The sequence below is a fragment of the Pelotomaculum sp. FP genome (assembly GCF_004369245.1).
Taxonomy (GTDB): Bacteria; Bacillota; Desulfotomaculia; order Desulfotomaculales; family Pelotomaculaceae; genus Pelotomaculum_C; species Pelotomaculum_C schinkii.
The window spans coordinates 54686-70602 of record NZ_QFGB01000002.1 but is presented as its reverse complement, the minus strand read 5'-3'; the positions used below and the strand labels follow the sequence as shown (position 1 = coordinate 70602).

General features: G+C 54.3%; 11 protein-coding genes. 6 read left to right on the top strand and 5 right to left on the bottom strand.

All coding sequences use genetic code 11. The features are described from left to right. Positions 1–139: 139 nt before the first annotated feature. The 5 genes from Psfp_RS01100 to Psfp_RS01080 all read right to left on the bottom strand — a co-directional run bounded on the left by Psfp_RS01100 (position 140) and on the right by Psfp_RS01080 (position 5035). Positions 140–1336, bottom strand: coding sequence for an ABC transporter permease (locus Psfp_RS01100; protein ID WP_134216710.1), 1197 nt, complete (start codon positions 1334–1336; stop codon positions 140–142). A gap of 13 nt (positions 1337–1349) precedes the next feature. Beyond that, positions 1350–2510, bottom strand: coding sequence for an ABC transporter permease (locus Psfp_RS01095; RefSeq protein ID WP_348981095.1), 1161 nt, complete (start codon positions 2508–2510; stop codon positions 1350–1352). Further along, entirely contained in the window at positions 2482–3189 is a 708-nt protein-coding gene (locus Psfp_RS01090) for an ABC transporter ATP-binding protein (protein ID WP_134216708.1), read from the bottom strand. The genes Psfp_RS01095 and Psfp_RS01090 overlap by 29 nt, the downstream gene beginning before the upstream one ends. A gap of 1 nt (position 3190) precedes the next feature. After that, on the bottom strand, positions 3191–4261 hold the full coding sequence (locus Psfp_RS01085; RefSeq protein ID WP_134216707.1) for an efflux RND transporter periplasmic adaptor subunit: 1071 nt from the start codon (positions 4259–4261) through the stop codon (positions 3191–3193). Positions 4262–4432: 171 nt separating this feature from the next. Further along, entirely contained in the window at positions 4433–5035 is a 603-nt protein-coding gene (locus tag Psfp_RS01080; RefSeq protein WP_134216706.1) for a TetR/AcrR family transcriptional regulator, read from the bottom strand. A 481-nt stretch (positions 5036–5516) separates the two neighbouring features. On the opposite strand from Psfp_RS01080, the gene spoIIID reads away from it, so the two are divergent. From spoIIID to Psfp_RS01050, 6 genes are all read left to right on the top strand, one after another. Continuing rightward, positions 5517–5768, top strand: coding sequence for a sporulation transcriptional regulator SpoIIID (gene spoIIID, locus Psfp_RS01075; RefSeq protein WP_134216705.1), 252 nt, complete (start codon positions 5517–5519; stop codon positions 5766–5768). A gap of 144 nt (positions 5769–5912) precedes the next feature. Then, entirely contained in the window at positions 5913–6944 is a 1032-nt protein-coding gene (locus Psfp_RS01070; protein WP_134216704.1) for a rod shape-determining protein, read from the top strand. Between the two features lie 132 nt (positions 6945–7076). Beyond that, on the top strand, positions 7077–10745 hold the full coding sequence (locus Psfp_RS01065) for a S8 family serine peptidase (RefSeq protein ID WP_134216703.1): 3669 nt from the start codon (positions 7077–7079) through the stop codon (positions 10743–10745). A gap of 415 nt (positions 10746–11160) precedes the next feature. Then, entirely contained in the window at positions 11161–11769 is a 609-nt protein-coding gene (locus Psfp_RS01060) for a sigma-70 family RNA polymerase sigma factor (protein ID WP_134216702.1), read from the top strand. Between the two features lie 6 nt (positions 11770–11775). Then, positions 11776–12837 (top strand): zf-HC2 domain-containing protein, encoded by a 1062-nt coding sequence (locus tag Psfp_RS01055; protein ID WP_134216701.1) that lies wholly within the window; start codon positions 11776–11778, stop codon positions 12835–12837. A 438-nt stretch (positions 12838–13275) separates the two neighbouring features. After that, positions 13276–15642 carry a copper amine oxidase N-terminal domain-containing protein gene (locus Psfp_RS01050; protein WP_243120411.1) on the top strand — a complete coding sequence of 789 codons (2367 nt, stop codon included), beginning with the start codon at positions 13276–13278 and terminating at the stop codon, positions 15640–15642. Positions 15643–15917 lie beyond the last annotated feature (275 nt).

The following is a 15917-nucleotide window of genomic DNA, read 5'->3' as shown; positions in this document are numbered from 1 at the left end:
AAACAACATGCTGCGCTGCCTTTTGCAATTGGGCTGTACCGTGCTTTTGACCGAAGATCTCAACAATGGCCAATTTTATGAAGGCGTTAAGGCGCAAAATCCATTTATTTAATCCATTTCGATAATGACCTTATTTCCTCTAGCTTCTCCGGGGAGTATAAGCGCCGTTGTTGACCACCGGGCCGCCGTCATCCGGTGGTTTTATCCGTTTTTTAAAGGTTGCGGCCAGCAGCGCGCAAAGTATCGCCATGGCGGAGAGCGCCAGGGCGTGGACCTGGATGGCCTCTAAACCCAGATTTTTCACGGTTACCAGTCGCATGGCTTCCGCCATCCAGCTGTAAGGCAGAATTGCGGTCAGTCCGTTCACCAGAGACGGGATTTGGGTCTTGGGCCAGACGTAGCCGGAGATGATGAAAAAGGGAACGGAAAGGAGCATGATGTACCTGGTCACCTGCAATGAGTTAGCAGCCCGGACGGACAGGTAAAATCCTGCTGAGATAATGAGCGCAGCAAAGATTAAACCCATAGCCCCCACCAGCGGCATAGAGCCCTCGACTTTTACGTGCAGCAGGCGGTAGATAAACCATATCAACAGGCCAAAGTTCAACATGCTGCTTAAAAAGTATGGGAGCGACTTGCCCAAAAAGATTTTCCAGGGAGGAACCGGGGCGGCCAGATACTGTACCCAGGTATTGCGCTCCTTTTCCCTGGTAACGGTAAGGCTGACGCATAAAAGACAGATCTGGTGAATGATTAACACCACCAGCCCGATTAACATATAGGTGGTATAGCTGTAGGTGGGGTTGTACCAAACCTCGATATTGCAGGATACGGTGTTTAGAATATTGTTGATTTCCCGCGCGGGAAGTCCCAGCCCGGCCAGGAAGGCTGCGGTGTGGGCGGCGCTGAAACTGTTCACCACTTCCATCGTGTACTTGCGGATATTAAAGCCCCAGATCAGGTTGGAGGCGTCATATACTGTGAGGATCGCTGTTTGCCTGTGCTGGGCTACATCTGCCGCAAAATCCTCAGGGATCACCACGCCGGCCCGTACGGTCCCGGTTTTCATCCCTTCTTCCAACCGGGCATAGCTGTCTACCTCATGGATCACCTTAAACCGTGGGCTGTTGGCAAAGGCGTCGGCTACCTCGCGGCTTAAGGGGGATTGGTCCAGGTCCACAATGCCCAAAGGAATATCGGTTAGAACGGCCGAAGCGTAAACGATCCCGAACAGGACGGCGTACAGCAGAGGTACGGCGAATACCATCAAGGCGAGGATTTTGTCTTTGAAGACCTGTCTCATTTCAAATATAGCGATGTTTAATATCTGCCTCAAACCAAAAGGCCCCCTAGTTCCTGGAAGTTATTATGGCTGCTGTACCGTAGCATACCAGGGCGATCACGATCATTGCCAGAAAATAATGAGATATAAAGCCCCAGCCGGGATTTTTAAAGGTCAGGTAATTAAGTCCTTGAAAAAACCATGTCTGCGGCAGGACCTTGACCAGCTGCTGGAGGTAGTGCGGCATAGCCTCAAGGGGCCAGGTATAGCCGCACAGGACAAATGACGGCAACGCAATAATCATGCCGAACCTGGAAGCGTTGACGGCGCTGTTGGAAAAACTCGACATCAGGGTCCCGATGCTGTGCAGCGAGACGGCAAAAACCAGGGTGAACAGGAAAAGCAGCCGGAAACTGCATTGCAGGGGAAGCTTAAAGATGTAAAAGGACAGGGCGTAAATGGGGAGCGCCATGATCATAAAAGCTGCGATGTGCGCCACCGACTTGCCGGCGAACAACTGCAGTTTTGACACTCCCATCGCTTTTAGCTGAAGCCGGCTATTCATGCCGGTTTCACCGATTACGTTCATGCAAGCGGCCAGCATGCAGCATTGCTGCCAAAAATTGAGAGCCAGCGCCAGTACCAGAAAGTAGGCATAGTTTAAAGCGGGGTTGAACCATCTCTCTTCACGAAAGGTGATTGACTGGTAGGCCTCCTGGGCCTCGGTCAGTTGAATGCCGCGGGCCACCAGGGTTTTAACGCCGATCTTGGCGCTGATGGCGCGGGTGACCAACAGTACGGCGTTGGTGGCGTTGGTGGCATAGGCGATATTGCTGCCGTCAATCATAATGGCGATATTGCTCTGGCGGCCCAGGGAAGTGTTTCTGGCAAAATCTTCGGGGATAACGATGCCGACAGTTACGCTTCCCGCCTGGAGCAGCTTTTCAGCCTCGGCAAAATTTTCCGGGAAAGCTACAACTTTAAAATACTCCGTGTTTCTGAATTGGTCGCTCAGCTCCCGGCTGGCCATGGTCCGGTCGAGGTCGACGACCGCTGTGGGAATCGCCTTGATCACCGGGGCGCTGTAGGTGGCGTAAAACAGGATTAGCCCCAGCAAGGGGCCGATTAACAGTATGTAACGGAGGCTGCGATCGCGCCACATATAGAAAAACTCACGCCGCATGATGGCCAGGCACTTTTTAGGCATGGCTTCCACCCGGCTGCGCAAAATTGTCCGGCCGTTGGTTCTCCCAAACCCTGCGGGCTTCTTCCGGTTGGTAGAAAGACAACGCGCCGTCCTCCAGCCAGCCGATCCGGCTCATGGAAGCGCAGAGGCTGATATTGTTGAAGGCCCAGATGCAAGTACCGCCGCCTGCCAGAAAACCCCCCAGCTCATTGGCGATAACAGCGGTGGAAAAGGGATCAAGGCAGTTGCTTAAATCATCGGCAATTAATAACGACGGGCTGTTGAGGAGGGCGCAGGCCAAAGCCAGGCGCTGGTAAGGGCCCGGTTTCAGGTCGTGCAAGGGCTCGCTTAAGAAATCCTGCAGCTCAAGGCGCCGGATGAGGTCAAGGGCACTCTCACGCCGGCAGCCTTTAAGGGTGGCGATGAAATCAAGGTTTTCCGCCGCGTTCAGGTCTTCAAACAGGCTGGGCTGCTGGGTTACCAGGCCCAAAGCTTTTTTGAAGCTTTCTCCACGGCGGATGTCCTGGCCGAGAATTTCCACACTTCCCGAACTGAACCGGTCAACGCCGGCCAAAATATGCAGCAGGGCTGTTTTCCCGGCTCCCCTGGGGCCAAAAAGGCCAAACAGCTCCCCTCTGTAAACTTCCAGGTTAAGGCCGTTCAGCAGGATTTTTTTTCTGCTTTTCTGGACCAGGTCTTTTACTTTTACTATTGGTTCCACGCTATTCGCCCTCCTCGACCAGCCTCACCCGGGCGGTCATGCCGGTCTTTAAGACCAGGTCCGGGTTGGGGACGTCCACCTTTACTTCAAAGCTGCGGACATCGTGCTCGTACTGGTCGTTGACCGCCCTGTGCACGGCAAAATCCCCGGCGTTGTTAATCCAGACCACCTTCCCCGGTATCACCTGGCCGGGCAATGAATCCACCGTCACTTCCGCAGCCTGGCCTAGTTGGACACGCCCTATTTTGTTCTCGGTGATGAAGATCTTAACGTATGTATGCTCAACATCGGTGATTTCCAGGACCGGAGTCCCGGCATTGACCATCTCGCCCTGTTCAAGCAGCTTTTGGGTAATATAGCCTGATATAGGCGCCTTTAAAAGGGTGTTGTCCAGATAAGCCTGGGCCTCCTCAACAGCTCCCCCGGCCTGGTTGCTCTGGGCTACGCTGGCTTCATACTGGGACTGGGCGGCTTCTACCTTCAAACGCGCGGACAGCGCCTGATCGAGGCCGCTTTGTGCCTCGCGCAGCTTGTTTTGGGCCAGGTCAAAGTTGTTTTTGGCGTCATCAAAACTTTTATTGGATATAGCGCCGCTGTCGTGCAATGCCTGCGCCCGTTCAAGCTGCTGCCCGGCGTCGGTCACGCCCACTTCCGCCTGCGCGACCTTGGCCCTGGCCTGCTCTATGGCGGTCTCCACCTGCTGGCTGGTCAGAGGCACGGAACTGCCGGCCTGTCTGGCCTGCGCGCTGGCAGCCTCAAAAGCTCCTTTGGCCTGGAGCAGTTTGGCCGTTAATTCGCGGCTGTCGAGGGAGGCCAGTTCCTGCCCCTGTTCGACCCTGCCGCCCTCGTCAACCAGCAGGGCGGCTATTTTGCCGGGGACTTTGAAAGAAGCCATGACCTTCTTTGCTTCAACAGTACCGGTGGCTGTCAGGCTGTCATGGTTGCTGTTGACAGCGGCTTGATGTTTGGCCTGGGAAATGAAGAGAAATATTGTTGCTGTGATGATAAACAAAAATATAACGGAGACGGCGGCTTTCTCCCGTGTGATTTTGGCAAACGCGTCCGGTAACATTCGAATACTCCTCCATCTTATATGTAGTAAGGAATTCGGGATGTCGTAAGGCATAGGGCGTAGGGCGTAGTTATGGTATTCCTTTTGGGTCTTTAGTTTGCCATATGTTACCATAACGTAAAAAGATGTTTTTACGCCTTACGCCTTACGCCTTATGCCTTACGCCCATTTTCAGCGGCAGATTCCGTTGAAGAAAATGTCTTCGAGGGCAAGGCTGGCCAGTTCGAGCGGGATCCCGCGGGAGTAGCTGAGGTAGTGAAATGCAGTAATGGTAAGCATGCCGAAAAGGGCGGAGGTGATTATTTCCGGGTTTACGGGCCGAAAAACTTTCTTTGCAATCCCTTCCTCGAGTACGTTGCGGAACACCTGCAGGCACTTGGCCAGCATGTCGGCGAGAATTTCCCTGCTAAAGTCGGTGCTGCCCAATTCTTTTAGAAAAAGAAAGACCAGGTCTTTTTCTTTTTCGCAGAAAATGAAGTGACCGCGGATTAGTTTTCTAATTTTATCCTGCGGGCCGGCAGGGCTTTGGGCAGCTTTGGCGAGCTGCTCGTGGAAAAGGTCGATGCCCTCCCGGATAATGGCCAGGTATAGCTCCTCTTTGTTCTTAAAGTAATAATAAATAGTTCCCTTGGATACGCCGATGGCTGCGGCAATTTCCTCGACGGTGGTTTTGTGATAGCCCTTTTTGGTGAAAACCCCTGCCGCCGACTCAAATATATACTGTCTACCTTCCTTTCCCCCTTTAAAGATCTCAGTAAATGGCAGCTGGCCCATGTGATGTATCCTCCTGTATCTCTGACTGACCAGTCAGTTATATTTAAAAATATTCCAAACCTGGCATAAAGTCAAGATCAAAACTTTCAAAAGGGGTCAATTGAAGTAGGCTGATACCCGAAGAATAACAATTAGCACACACAATGTACCCAACAAACGCAGGTGCGAATTTATTCGCACCTATATTTTTAGGGATTCACTCTGTGGGCTGAACATCTGTACAGTTGTTTTCAGTACAGGAAGCAAAAGAACCGTCCCCTGCTTCCCCCCTGCTTCCGTTGCCCACGCCGCGATAGAGGCATCTATATCTAACAGCTCTTTCAGGAAATACCTTCTAGGCAGGTTCTTTTTCCAGCGGCGCATTTCTTCCCGGCCGGCGCATATATATCTAGAAGGAAGTTGGTACTAAGGATCTCACTCAAGATTTTCCATTATTTACAACCTCCAACTTCCAACTTCCATAATGCAGGAGGTTGGGCCAGTGCAGGAATACATACAAAAGCGGGTACTGGATATCTGTGTCTATATTTTGGAGACCCAGGCCACGGTCAGGCAGGCAGCTCAAGTATTTCAGGTCAGCAAAAGCACTGTGCACAAGGACATGACCGAGAGGCTGCCTTCGCTCAATAAACAGCTTGCCCAGGAGGTCAAAACAATCCTGGAGTACAATAAAGCCGAGCGTCACCTGCGGGGCGGCGAGGCGACCCGGAGAAAATATAAAGATTTGGCATAGTCTAGCACAGGAATTTTGTATATTGGAGTAGAATATTACCTTTTGCTGAGCCGTGGAACCTTTAGACAGGCAATCCAGGCTGCTGCTTTGGATTTGGTCTGGAGGACGGGCTCATTTCTTTGTAAAGCGAAAGGGGACAGGCTTATGATCGGCGGAACAGATATTGGGGTTGACCTGGGTACGGCAAATGTGCTGGTTTACGTTAGAGGGAAGGGAATTGTGCTGCAGGAGCCGTCCGTTGTAGCTATGGACAGGGACAGCGGGCGGATCATCGCAGTGGGCGCCGAAGCCCGGAGGATGTTGGGAAGGACGCCCGGCAACATTATCGCCATCCGGCCCCTACGTGACGGGGTAATTGCCGACTATGACGTCACCGAAAAGATGCTCCGTTACTTCATCAGCAGGTCCGATGGAAGCCGCAAACTATTTTTCCGGCCGCGGATCATGGTCTGCATCCCCTCGGGTGTAACCGGTGTTGAGGAACGGGCCGTGCGTCAGGCTGCTGTCCAGGCTGGAGCCAAGGAGGCCCACCTGATTGAAGAACCCCTTGCAGCGGCGCTCGGGGCGGGGGTGGATATTTCACAACCCAGTGGTTCCATGGTTATTGATATAGGCGGCGGGACCACCGATATTGCCGTGCTCTCACTGGGGGGCATTGTCTGCAGTAAATCACTCCGGGTAGGCGGAGACAAATTCGACGAAGCTATCGTGCGGTATATCCGCAAAGAATATAACCTGGCCATCGGTGAGCGGACGGCCGAGGAACTGAAAATGGAAGTCGGCACGGCCCACCTCTCTGACGCAGCCGACAAACAGATGGAGATCAGGGGCCGTGACATGCTTTCCGGGCTGCCCCAGGGGGTTGTGGTCACCCGCCGCCAGGTGCATGAAGCAATCAGAGAGACCCTGGATCTGGTGGTGGCCGGGGTCAAAGAGGTGCTGGAACGGACTTCCCCCGAATTGGCTGCGGATATTATAAACAGCGGCATTATCATGACCGGCGGTGGTTCCCTGCTCGACGGCATAGACCGCCTGATCAGCCGGGAAACAGGCCTTCCCGTCAACATCGCCGAGGACCCCCTGTCCTGCGTGGCCAAAGGCACCGGCCTGGCCCTCAACACCCTGGGTGTGCTCAGCGCTGCCGGCAAAGGCAAGGGCTACAAAAAGATTGTATAGCAGCCGAATAATGGTTAACTAAATTAACTAAATTTTTTCGTGAACCAGGAGATCCCCAAAGTCCGTCGAAAGTATTAGGGTAGTTGTTTTGTGAAGCAACGGACCTTTACATAGAAGCTTTGGGGGTTTTTTATGCGTTTTTTGACTTCTGTCAGGGGAAAGGCCCTGGCTGTGCTTTTGGCTTTGGCGGCCTGCCTGACCTTGATAACTCTTTCCGGTTTTTCGGCGCCTGTACATAACGCAAACCCGGTTTCTTTTCTCAATGATCGCGCCAGGGATATAACCGGCGCTACGGCCGTAAACGTCCCGGACTTTGTTGTACCTGGCGGCCTTACAGGAGAAGGCCAGATAGTGGCCATAGCCGATAGCGGCCTGGACACCGGACGCCTGGATGATATCCACCCGGATTTACAGAGCGTACCGGGGAAAATGCCCAAGGTCGTTATGTTAAAGTCCTGGGCCGGGCGGGATACCCCGGATGATCCCGACGGGCACGGGACCCATATGGCCGCTACCATTGCAGGCACGGGAGCCGCTTCCAATGGGAAATTTCGGGGCGTCGCGCCCGGCGCAAGTATTTATTTCCAGGGCATCCTGAACAGTGAAGGCCAACCGCAGCCGCCGGACAACCTTGAGGATTTGTTTTGGCCGGCCTATTCCGCCGGGGCGCGCGTCCATGTGGACGCTTGGGGTAGTGGGGCGGACACCTACGGTAATACTGCCGCCCAGGTTGATAAATTTGTGCGCAGCAATCCCGATTTTCTTGTCGCCTTTGGCGCGGGGAACAGCGGACCTGCGGCATCAACCATTACTACCGAGGCTAACAGTAAGAACGCCCTGGCGGTCGGCGCTTCCGAACTGCCACGGCCGGCTTTTGTAGCGGGCGCCGATGATTCCATGTCGCCAGCTGATTTTTCTTCCCGCGGACCCGCCGGGGACGGCAGGATTAAGCCGGAACTGCTGGCTCCGGCCACAGCTGTAATATCCGCCCGTTCCCGGCTGGTTGATGGGAACATGCCTGGGTACCCGGACTATACCCGCATGCAGGGAACAAGCATGGCCGCCGCGGTAGCCGGCGGCAGTGCGGCCCTTTTGCGGGAATACTTTAATAAAGAAATGAAGATGCAGTCACCCTCGGCGGCGCTGTTAAAGGCAGCGCTCATTAACGGCGCCCGCTCCCTTCCGGAAGGTTCCTCTCAAGATGGCTTCGGTATAATCGATATGGCCGGGACAACCATCGCCCTGAAAGAGGGCGCCTTCCAGATTAAAGATGAATGGATGGGGGTGGCCCAGGGAGAAGGACTGTCTTACAAATTCACGGTTACCGACACCACGGCTCCTTTTAAAGCCACTTTGGCCTGGACCGACCCGGCGGCGGAAGCCGGCAGCACCCATACGCTGGTCAATGACCTGGATCTTATTGTGCAGACTCCCGACGGGAGAATGTACTATGGCAACCATTTCCTCGGGCGAAACAGCCCGGATCGGATTAACAATGTGGAGCAGGTTTACCTTCCCTCGCCGGCGCCCGGCGAATATACTGTCCGGGTGGTAGGGGCCGACGTCAATCGCAGTGTCATAAGCGGTAGTTCCGTGGCTTTACAGGATTTTGCGCTGGTCTGGGGGCAAGCCCCGGCACAGGGAGTGGTGAGTAAGGTTAATGAAGGTTACGTGGTTCTGGAACAGGGCGGCTCGTTCAGCACCTCTCAGCTGCCGCTGGTAAACCTGATCGACGACCAGATTGCTGTCTCCGACCAGGCCCACCTGCTTCCGGGGGCTTTGGTTTACCGTACTCCAGGGAAGGTCTATCTTACAGTACGGCTCTGGCGGGCGCCCGGCGCAATGGTGCTGAGGACAGCGAACGGGATCATTTTCACAGAAGCGAACCAGGACATAAGGACTGGCGGCTATAATCTGGCCGATGGGCAGGAAGTGCTGGTGAACGGGAAAGCCGGTTCGCCTGTAGAGCTGCCGAACAGTGTGGAAGTCAGCGCTACAGTAAACCCTTTTGACCAAAAAATTCGGCAGGTAAGGGTTTCCTACAATGAACAGGAAGGGATCGTTGCGGCTGTTCTTACTGAAAAAGGCGAGAAAAAGTTGTTGCTGGAGGGTTCAAAGAAATCCTATCCCATTTCGTCGAAGGCGGTCTATTCTTTCGAGGACAGCTATATCAACTCGCAAACGGAGGACCTCCCTTTCGGGACCGGTGCCCTGGAAGAGCTGGTGGAAGTTCTGCCCGGTATGCCCGTCCGTATAGAGATTGCTCCTTCCAGCGGTCAGGTGGAGTATCTGGCCGTCAAGCGGCAGGTCGCACTTGGCACGGTCCGTGAAACGGTTGCGGCCAGGGGCGAAGTCCGGCTGGAAAACGGGGCTTTTTTCAGGCTGCTGACCGGAGCGCCGATCAAGAAGGACAAGGCGGACGCGTCCTTTAACGATATCAGCCCCGGCGACCACGTGGCTCTGATTGTTTTGCCTGATACCGGTGAAGCTATCGGGTTGGCGGCTTACAGCAATGTTATTTATGGTAAGGCCATTGAATTCACCAAGAAAAACAGGACACTCTATTTTTTGGGTGACGACGATCAGTATCATTCGCTTTACCTCACCCCGGAGGCAGTAATTTATCGCTGGGGAACCAGGACCAACGAGGTGTCCATAGCGCCCGGCGGCAGGGTCAGGATCACCACTGACCCTGGCGCCAAAGAAATCTGGCAGTTGGACATAGCGGACACCTTTTTCGCCAACGGGATCTTCTCAGACTACGATGCCGCGGCCGGCACGATCACGGCAGGTGAAAGCGCCTACCTGGTTTCCGGCGCCACCCGCTATAGAAAAAACGGTTTCTCTGTACACCCGGGAGACTTGCGGCCGGGTGACAAAGTTACGCTTGAGTATACCGCAGAGCTCTCGACCGGCTGTTACGTCCTAGTTTCAGTGGATGCCGCTGGCGCCGGCGCTTCGCCGCCGCTTTTTTCTTCCATGCTTCCCCTGCCGGAGGGGCTGGCGGTGACCGGCAGTACGGGAGCGGGTAATACCGTTTGCCTGTGGGGTGAGGATGGTTCCAGCCAGGACATAGCTGTAGACAGTTCAGGAAGGTTCAGCTTCTCCCTGCCGCGTAATGATAAGGACGGATACGATTTTACTTTGGTGGCGGTAGATTGCGGCACGGGTAACGTCGCCGGCAGAAAAGTAAACTTGCCGGGGGGGCTTTGGAACGGCGGCTTTGATGCGGCTAAGATTATTGCTGAAGTAATGGGACAAGACGGGTATACAGGCTCTCTGGACGAAGTCGCGATGACCCGCGCACAGGTCGTTGCCGCCATTTCGATGCTTTTAAACTGGCCCAAAGCCGGTGACAGGCCGCTTGACTTCAAAGATGCCGCAGATATCCCGTCCAACTGCCGTGCCGCAGCAGCTGAAGCCAAGCTGAGAGGGATCTTCAGGGGCGGGCCTGATGGCAGCTTTCTACCCCAGAAAAGCCTTACCCGCGCTGAATCCGCCTTGGTGCTGGCTGCCTTGCTGCGTGACCTGGGTGTTCAGCCGTCCGGACCCGGTGTTCTGTCCTATAAGGATGCCGGGAGCATCCCGTCCTGGGCCCTCCAGGCCGTTGGCGAAATGGCCGCCACGGGGCTGATGCGGGGCCGTACGGACGGCGCCTTTGAGCCGGACGCTCCGGTGACAGCCGGTGAGATGGCAAAGGTAATGGACCGCCTGTTGGAATACTTTGCAGGACGTCAGCCGCAGGAACGGACAGCATATCAAGAGGTCCGGCAGCCTGGGACAAAAATACAACGAGGCTAAGTCTGTCCCGGTCTACATTAAGTTGGAAGAGTTCGCCCATCGTTTTTGGCGGTATTTGACAACAGCTGCAATCTTCCAATTCATTCTATTACTAAAAATATATAGATAAGCAAGGCCGGGCAGGCCTTGCTTCCTCTACGGAAATCCTGAGCTTCCGGGCCATGCGCGGCTTGGTCATGGTTTGAGGCGCTTCAATTCAAACCAATCGGTTTTCCAGGATCCCCCATGCCGGCGCGGAGCAGGATTGCGCCACGGGAAGGCATATGGTAGAATCACAAGGAGGAACTATTAGTGTTCCTCTTTGTTTTTGGGAATATAAAAAATTTTGCAGAGCCTCTGCGCGGCCGGAACTTTTCCGGTATGCCTGTGTCTAATAAGGTAAGCGGGAGGTTCTGCATTATCAGGAGTGGCTTCCGTGCACGATACCAGTACCCTGGTAAGAAAAGCACAATCAAATGACCCCCGTGCCTTCGAAGAGTTGGTGGGCTTTTACCAGAACAGGGTTTATAAGCTGTGCTACCATCTTGCCGGGAACCAGGATGACGCTCAGGATTTGTCTCAGGAAGTCTTTATCAGGGCTTATAAGGCATTGGGCAGTTTCCGCAACGAGGCTGATTTCGGTACTTGGTTGCACCGGATTACATTAAATATTTGGTTGAATATTAAACGAAAGAACAGCCGCAAAATAGTGTCGCTGGATGAACCCTACGAGTCCGGAGACGGCGGCAATATGCAGCGCGAGGTGGCCGCTTTGGACGGCGACCCGCTGGAGGCTCTTGAGGAGAAGGAATTTCGCGGGCTGGTCCGAGCAGCTTTGTATAAATTGACCGAGGAGCACCGGGCGGTGCTGGTGCTGCGGGAAATAGAGGGATACAGTTATGAAGAGGTCGCGTGTCTGCTTGGCTGTTCGCTGGGAACCGTAAAGTCCCGCCTCAGCCGGGCACGCGAGGTGCTGCGACGGGAGATGACGGAATTGGGGCGGCATGTCGACTTAGACGTGGCTGCCGCCAGGGAGAGAAGGTGAGGGCGTATGGATTGCCGCACGGCTGAAAGATTGATATCACTGCAGCCGGACGGCCAGCTTACCCAAGCGGAGAGTTTTGAGTTGGCCGCGCATATTGCGAATTGCCGGGCTTGCGCATATGAACATTTGCTGCAAGAGCGGCTTTCCAGAACCCTGCGGGAAATTGGCCGGGCCGAGATCGAGGCCCCGGTCGAGCTGCGCAGTTCGGTTATGAACAGGCTCAAGCAGGAGCGCCGGAGTCTGTTGAAATATATTCCCGCCGCCTGGCGGAAGTCTGTGGCGGCAGCGGCGGCGCTGCTGTTCATTGCAGGCAGCTCCGCGGGAGTCACGGCGGGGATTTGGAGAATGGCCGGCGATGGCGGTAAAACGGTAGTTCTGGAACCATCTCCCCCTGCTGTTTCGGCTGATGACGGTGGTGAGCACGTGGTTCCCGGCAACCCTGACGAAGCCGCCGGCGCAGGGCCGGGCGGCGCCGTTGACAGTCCCGGAGTTCTCCAGGATGGAGGCGCTTCAGGAAGTTCGCCCGGCGACATTCACGAGAGTGAAGCCGGCGGCACAGAAGCCGGCCCGCCGGCAGGCGCTCCCGGCAAAACCGAGGTGGCTCAATCCGCGCCTGGCGGAGAATTCGAATTTTGCCATGAAAGCATGAAAGTAACCAAAACGTCTTTGATGTTGACAGTCAACGACATGGATTCCGCCAGGGGTAAAGCTGTTTCAATAGCAGATGCTTCCGGCGCCGCCAGCCAGGTTTTTTCGGAGCAGAACAATGGCCGGCCGGTGTTGGTGATGAGGATGACGGTCGCCTCCGATCAGGCTCCCGGGTTGATCTCTAATCTTGGCCAGGTGGGGGCGGTGGTTGACCGGCAGGACGAAAGCTCGGATTTAACGCCTCTTTATAATAAGACGCTAATTGAATACAATGATTTACTGGCTCGTCAGAGTACGGTACAGGATCCCGCGGAACAGCAAAAGATGGAAACCCAGGCCGCTTCGTACGAGCAGCAGCTTGCCGGCTGGAAAGAAGAGGCGGGCAAGAGGGTCGTCATGGTCCGGCTGGAAAGCAACTAACTGAAAATAACCGCATACGCCAAGCTGTTCAAAAGCCGGTTGAAGCGCCGGCTTTTATTGTTCCCGCGCTAAGACCGGCAGCATGGCCGGACGTTAAGGCCGGAGTCTTTGGAGCAAAATTTTGCCGTTTTAAAATGTTTTTTGAAAAATTTCACCGGCGGTGGAACTTTTGGGCCTGACTGGCTGTCTAATTAGTCAGGTGGCAAACGAGGGGAGAAAAAACAGGCCGGGGAAGAAACCCGACCCGTAAAACCGGCTTCCCGGTTGAATACGTCCATATTGCTGCTTACAATCAACCAGTTAGTATTCTCAGCCGGTCTACAGCAAGGAACTTGTTGATTACCATATGAAGGGAGATGATTAAGAGTCTTATAACGGCTCCGCTGGCAAGCGGTACGGGTTATCGTAAAATATTTGGTTTTTAGGAGGGAATTTAGTTTGAAGCTGAAAAGAAAAGCATTATCGATCCTGATGACACTATGCTTCCTGGCGGCAATGATCGTGCCGACCGCGACACCGGCCTTCGCGTCCGGTGATTTTACGCCTCTATCGGCTCCTAACGTCGACGACGGCGTCGTTACCGCTCTGGGCGGGGTTTTGGTCAAGATTACTGCAGGCTCCCTGCAGGAGGGTCACAGCATTAACTTTAGCCTGCCCAGTGATTTTGTCTGGGTCAAAGCATCGGGCACTGACAGTGACGATGTGATGACAGGTAGTGACTGGAGTGGGACTGTAAGCGGCAGCACTTACAGTTACGGCCAAAAAGCACAAAACGGTAACTACATTGAGATCCCCGAAAAATACGCGGGCGATAATAACGGCCTGTATGGCGTTGATTTGAAGGTAAAACAGATCAGCGACAAAGAAATCAGTGTGACCGTTGACGGCGAACCTTCATCTGGAGATGAATATTTCCTGTATGTTTATCCCAAGAAAATCTGGGTGGAAGACGGCTACGATGGAACTATCGACTTGGTTGCAACAAGGCCTAACAATTCCGGCTTCCCGAAAGGCACCGTTACCATCGGTAACGTCACCGGTGGCGAGGTTGCCGTATCCGTTAGCGGTGAAGATTCCTTTACCGACAGCGATGAAATCACTTTCCGCGTTACTGAGGACACCGCCGGCTCCCTGAGTGAGGATGATGAATCCTTGATTATCAAGCTGCCCAGCGGCTTTACATGGGCGGCCACCGGCGGCGGCGATGATATAACTGTGAGTGCTGATAATATCATCTGGGGTGATGAGAGAGCTGCTTTCCTAGATGGCATTACAATTACCTGCGATGAAGATGAGCTGACAATAGGCATTGAAAATGAATCCAATGAGGCTACCAGCTTTGAGTTCGATGTTAAAATTAACGTGGACGACGAGACCGATGCCAAGACCGGCGAGATCACGGCCAAGCTGAGCGGTGACAGCGACGTCACGCCGTCCGAATTAGTAGTCGGCGCCTACGGGACCTATGATGTCGAGATTACTGCCGGCGACGTCCCGACCGTGTACGCAGGTATGCTCGAACAGGCAATTGCGCCGATCACCATCAGTGAATCCGTTGCAGAGAGCCTTATCAATGGCCGCACCCTGACCCTGGAACTGCCGGAAAACGCCCGCTGGGGCGCGTTGGACGATGATAATGACAGCGGTCTAAGGATAGACCTCGTGAACTTCCCCGGGAAGGACGGCAAAACTGTCAAGTTTGAATTTAAAGCTAGTAATGGTACTGGTTCCACGGACGCCGCCGAACTGGTCTTGGACGACCTGGAAGTGGTTCTGGAGCCGGGCGTTACCGGCGACCTGGTAGTTAAAGTGGGCGGCACCGCCGGCCTGAGCGACGAACTGACCGTGGCCAAAATCGTCACGCCGATTACTGTTGAAGCCACCGGCAAGCCTGAAGTGAAAATCGGCACAGTGAACGAAATTGGCGAAGTGACCATAAGCGAAACCGAAGCAGGCGCCATTAACAAGGACGAGTGGGTGGTCCTCGACCTGCCTACGGGCGTGCGCTTTGCCAACAAACCCAAGGTAGAAGTGGTTGAGGGCGACCTCAACGTCGACACCGGCAGCATGAAGAGCCAGGAAGACGACAACCAGATGACCTTCTACATTGACGGCGAAAGCTCCGAAGCCAGCAAAATCAAGGTCAGCAATATCAACTACATTGTTGACCGGACCGTGGCCGAAGGAGACATCGTCTTCAAGGTCAAGGGAAGCGCCGTAGCGGATGTAAACGATCCGGAGGAAGTTGAAGACTACTATGGTAGTGCTGACATTAGTGCTGCCGGCGTCATTTCAATTGACTCCCAGGAAGCTTTCAAAGCGGACTCTGTTACCGGTGGTTATGCGATCTTCTCAAGGAGCGGCACCAACGCCAGTTGCGTCAACGCCAAGGTCGTCACCCCGGCCCCCGAGGGTACATCAGCTGTTGCCACCTTTACGATTGGCGCCGCCACCTACACAGTCAACGGCAATGAGGCAACCATGGACGTGGCCCCGTACCTGAAGAACGACCGGACCTTCCTGCCCGTTCGGTACGTAGCCAACGCCCTGGGCGTTGCGGATGCCAACATTATGTGGAACCAAGACGAGCAGAGCGTGGTTATCATCAAGGGTGACCGTGTGATCAAACTCGTCATGAACAGCAACATCATGCTGATTAACGGCGTGCCGTTCACCATGGACGTTGCTCCCGAGCTGGTTGACCCGGGCCGCACCATGCTGCCCCTGCGTGCGGTTGCCCAGGCCTTAGGTGCAGACGTCCAGTGGGATGCTGCAACCCAGACCGTGACCGTTACCACCATATAGCTTGACCAAAAAACCGGGCTCATGAAGAGCCCGGTTTTTTTGTATAACGAAAACTACCTGCTATGCAGGTGGTTCCAAAAAGTTTTAGCTATGAGTAGAAAAATCTACCTCCCCTTGGTAAAATAGTGCAGGTTTAGCCAGCTGCACGAACAGTTGTTGACAGCTTTTTTAGTATACGGGATTGCAACTTGGCATGGCATTTTTTACGGAGTATTTGGTGTTGTGCCAGTTAGTTCTTGACACAGTAAAAAACACCAGGATATACTTTACCCAGT